The following is a 3,457-nucleotide window of genomic DNA, read 5'->3' as shown; positions in this document are numbered from 1 at the left end:
CTTCCGATCTATAGGCATCACGCAGTTGACGGGTCAGGTCCTGCGCCGAGGCTCGCCCGGCCTCGGCGTGCCGAGTCGCGATGCGCAGCTGCAGGCTGTCCGAGCACGCGGCGGCGAGATCTCCGAGCAGCTTGAGTTCTTTGACCGTCCAGTCACGCGGGCGGCGGTCGATGGCGCACAACGATCCGAGCACATTGCCGTCCGCGTCGAGCAACGGCATACCGGCGTAGCCGATCACACCGAGGTCGCCGATGGCAGGACTGTCACAGACTCGCGGGTCGTCTCGCGCGTCGATGATGATCACGGATTCGGCGGACGCCACCCCCTGCTGGCAGAAGGAGTGGCTCAACGGAGTCTCGCGCTTGTCGGCCCAAGGCTGTTCCAACCCCACGGCCCCAGGGAAGAACTGCCGGCCCGGTTCGATCAGCGACACCAGTGCGACCGGCACGTCCAGAGCCGTGCAGACCATGTCAGCAAACCGGTCAAACGTCGCATCAGCCGCGGCCGTCAGCCCTGTCTCGGCAAGCGCCTGCAGCCGCCCCGGGTTCCCGAGGGCAAGCAGGGCCCGTGAGTCTCTCAGTGACACCGTTCCGGCACCCTCACCGCCATGGCCGCAGCGTAACTGACCCGAAAGCCGTCCTGACCAGCCCGGGCAGGTCGGCAGGGCACCGGGCCGCGCTTGCTGCGCTCTGGTCAGCGCCGGAACCACATCCCGTCTGCGGCTCACACCCTGGTCGTGCCCGCCTTGTCAGTCCGGCAACGGCCCAGAAACGCCGTCGCGGCCGCGCCGGCCAGCGCTGACCACGGCCTGGCTGCGGCCCGCTTCCTGGCCGCTCGAGCCTTTGCGGCTCGGCGCCCGACAAGCACCGCCGTCGCCACGGCGCCGCCCGCATGCCGATTTTGGAATGTCCGTGCAGGCAAATGACCGAGCTACTTGAGCAAGCCGCCACCGGAACCGACCGAACTGCCACCCTGCGCGAAGCCGTACACCGCACCGCTGGCGGCCGACTGTGACTACGACGAAGCGCACCTAACTCGTAGCCCAAGACCTTCTCCCGACAACCCGGATGGCGCCGCCGCAATCCTCGACATGGCGATCGCTCTCAACCCCTACCAGGAGGAGCTGTACCACCAGTAGTGGCCTCGCTGGCGTCATCGCTCCCGGCAGCAAGGTCGGGCTTCACGCTCGAGCGTCGCTTCGCTTGGTGAATTCCACATGAGGAGCACGAAGCCAGTCTCGACCATCCAGGGCAGCCGGTTAATCACTGCTGGGCCTTCCGTCGGGCAAGATGGTGCTGGCTCGGACGCCTGGGCTGCGCGACGCGCCGCCGAGCCGCTGGCAGTGCCGGAACGGCTCGGCGGCGGCCATCGCAAAATGGCCCTGGATCAGTCGGTGCGCGGGTCGTGGTCGCGGGTGGAGCTGCCGGCCTTGGCAAGGCCCCGGCTCACCATGTACCCGATGGTCAACAGAGTGATGAACCACCAGGCCTTGTCGGCGGCAAAGACATCACCGCCGTTGTCGGTGCCGGCGTCGCCGGTCACCGCGGAAGCGATCAGCACGCCGATCACAGCGGCCACGTAGACGATGAGCTCGGTCGTCTTGAAGGACGGCTTCGTTTCTTCACCACGTCGACTGCGCGCGTGAACCGTGTGGCCCGCGCCGGTCGTCGTGCCGGTCGCGGTCGTGTACCCGGATGCGGGGGCGGTCATTGTCTCCTCCAGTGGCTAATGCGAATAACGTTACGAAACGAGAACTTGCTCCCACTTCGTCGTCGGCGGCTGAATGCCCGTCGCAGTTATGGACCAAACGTCCGTCAAGCGTTTGCGACCGGTCGATAGCTCGAACCAGACAAGCGCCGGTGGCTTGTGTCGCGCCGATGTCGGCTGGTGAGGCATCCGTCGCAGGCTCGGCCCGCAGGCCGCGCCCAGCTGGTGACGGTGGAGCGCCTACCGGACGTACGGCCTTCGCCATCCGGGCGCCGTCTGGTTGCCTCCAATGCGTAATGGGTGCAGTGCTAGGCCGGGCCATACCTAAGAGGCCAGGATCCAGGGGCGAAGCCCCGGCCGCCGGAGGCGTGATCCGGGTCGTAGGACCTGAGGCCCTGCCCGCCCGGGGGCCGGGCTTATGCGGCGGCGCAGCGAGCACGTCTGGAACCACCGGCCAGCTGCTTGGCAAGGGGTCCCGGGCGAGCGGTGGCGAGGTGCTCGACGCTGCGTTCGCCCTGCACCAGCACGTCCAGGACCGCTGTTCAGGTCAACAATGCCGATACTCCTTGACCGGGGCCCGGGCAAGCGTGTCAGCATGAACCGCGAAACTGCGACCGGTGTTTGCCTGCAAGCCTCGGCCGCGCGGCCGAGAAGGCAGGCATGCATCCCCACGACGGACGACCAGAAGCGGCACCACCGGCTCGCGCCAGTGACTGGAGCCGTGCCGGACTGCTCCGGCCGGCGTCCGACTGGTTCACCACGGCTGACGCTCTGGGCGACGCGCTGGTGCCCACCGTGGCAGACTGGTGCGCGGTACACGTGCGCGGCCCCGTCGTGAACGCGCTGCGCGCCGGTGACGCTCATCCGCTGGCAGACCTAGGCTTGGCCCAACCGGTCGACGGTGAGCTGTTGGAGATGATCACGCTGCGGCATCGCGACGCCGAACGTGAGCCGGTGATCCGGCTCTGGGCGGCGGAGGTGCCGGTCCGTACTGGGGACGCCTACGGTGCCGGACGGGTCACCGCCACCGGAATCACCCGCTATCTACCCCACGTCCCGCCAGGGCTGCTGCAGGCCGCGGTGACCGATCCCAGGCAGCGGCCTCAGTTCGAACGCCTGGGCGTCGCCAGCTCCATCGTCGTGCCGCTGCGCACCTCCACCGGCGCCGTGCTCGGTGCCATGACCCTGCTGCGTGAACTCGATGCTCACGACCCGTTCACCGAGCACGACGTACGAGCCGCCGAGCAACTCGCACGCTCAGCCGCCGAAGCGTTGGAAGCTTCCCGCATCACGACTGTCACCGCCGAATCGGTGTCCCCCGTTCCAGCGAATCAGCGCAGTGCCACCTGGCGGCCGCAGCACCCTCGCGATGCCGGCGTCAGCACCGAAGGCCGGAACTGGGCGCGACGCACACTCCCGGAGATCCTGACCCGTCAGACCAGGCGCGACCTGTACGAGGACATGGATTTGGTGTTCACCGAGTTGATCAGCAACGCCGTCCGTCACGGTGGAGGACTCTGCGAGGCCCAACTGTCCAACACCGGCGACCATCTACGCCTGACAGCCGCCGACAACGATCCCCGCAGTCCCGCCATCCGCAAACGGCGAACCGATCAACCCAACGTGTTGGCGCTAGCCGAAACTCCCCACCGCTACTAGATCAAATTCCCCACGTCGGGTGTCCGTTGCCTGTGTGGTTCTGGTCCGATTCCGGCGTTGATCGTCGGGTGGGCCGGAGGTACGCGGGTGC

At 67.7% G+C, this 3,457-nt stretch carries 3 protein-coding genes; 1 reads left to right on the top strand and 2 read right to left on the bottom strand.

What is annotated here, in order from left to right; translation table 11 throughout:
- A partial coding sequence (locus tag AB0M20_RS33130; protein ID WP_364304274.1) for a GAF domain-containing protein occupies positions 1-586 on the bottom strand: 586 nt, incomplete at its 3' end.
- Positions 587-1,386: 800 nt separating this feature from the next.
- On the bottom strand, positions 1,387-1,710 hold the full coding sequence (locus AB0M20_RS33125; RefSeq protein ID WP_364304273.1) for a hypothetical protein: 324 nt from the start codon (positions 1,708-1,710) through the stop codon (positions 1,387-1,389).
- Positions 1,711-2,367: 657 nt separating this feature from the next.
- On the opposite strand from AB0M20_RS33125, the gene AB0M20_RS33120 reads away from it, so the two are divergent.
- Positions 2,368-3,366, top strand: coding sequence for a GAF domain-containing protein (locus tag AB0M20_RS33120; RefSeq protein ID WP_364304272.1), 999 nt, complete (start codon positions 2,368-2,370; stop codon positions 3,364-3,366).
- The last annotated feature ends 91 nt before the right edge of the window (positions 3,367-3,457 follow it).

Origin of the sequence: Actinoplanes sp. NPDC051633 (genome assembly GCF_040681735.1) — a bacterium.
In the GTDB taxonomy this organism is placed as follows: domain Bacteria; phylum Actinomycetota; class Actinomycetes; order Mycobacteriales; family Micromonosporaceae; genus Actinoplanes.
Note: the sequence above shows the minus strand (reverse complement) of the source record. Positions and strands in the feature narration are given on the sequence as shown.